1 protein-coding gene is annotated in these 704 nt (G+C 58.5%); it reads right to left on the bottom strand.

Features of this window, described 5'->3' with window-relative positions:
• Nucleotides 1–704, bottom strand: a 704-nt coding sequence (locus CD000_RS17915) for a TRAP transporter large permease subunit (RefSeq protein WP_143425291.1), incomplete at both ends; no start/stop codon positions are given.

The raw sequence follows: 704 nt of genomic DNA on the forward strand, positions 1-704 counted from the left end.
ACCGGCGGCGTGAGCAGCCCAATGCAGTTGTTTAAAATAAACAATACCCCGAAGTACACCGGATCGATTCCCGCTTTTTCAATAATCGGCATCAGCACCGGCGTCAAAATGAGCACTGTCGGCGTCAAGTCCATCGCCGTTCCGACCAACAGCACCAAGGCGTTAATGGCCAAAAGCAGCGCCAGCGGATGGTCGATGAGCGGCGCGAGCACATCTGTCACGATCGACGGAATGTTGGCGACTGTAATGAGCCAGGCCGACACCATGGCGGCGGCCACCAAAAACATGACGACGCTTGTCGTTTTCGCCGCGGCCACGAGCACGTGGAACAAGTCTTTCACTTTCAGCTCGCGGTAAATGCACAGACCGACAAACAACGCGTAAAACGCAGCCACGACCGCCGCCTCGGTCGGCGTAAACACCCCTCCGCGCAGCCCGCCGACAATGATCACCGGCAGCAGCAGCGCCCAAAACGCCTCGCGGGTCGCCCGCCAAATCTCTTTCGCCGACTGACGTGGAAGCACTTCCGCTTGATCTCTTCGGGTCACCCACCACCAGCAGATGGCCAATGAAATGCCAAGCAAAATCCCGGGAACAATGCCGGCCATAAACAGCTTCGTGATCGACACGCCGCTTGTGACCCCGAAAATGATCATCGGGATGCTCGGCGGGATGATCGGGGCGATGATGCCGCCGGCAGCGAT

It is taken from the genome of Geobacillus sp. FJAT-46040, assembly GCF_002335725.1.
GTDB lineage: Bacteria > Bacillota > Bacilli > Bacillales > Anoxybacillaceae > Geobacillus > Geobacillus thermoleovorans.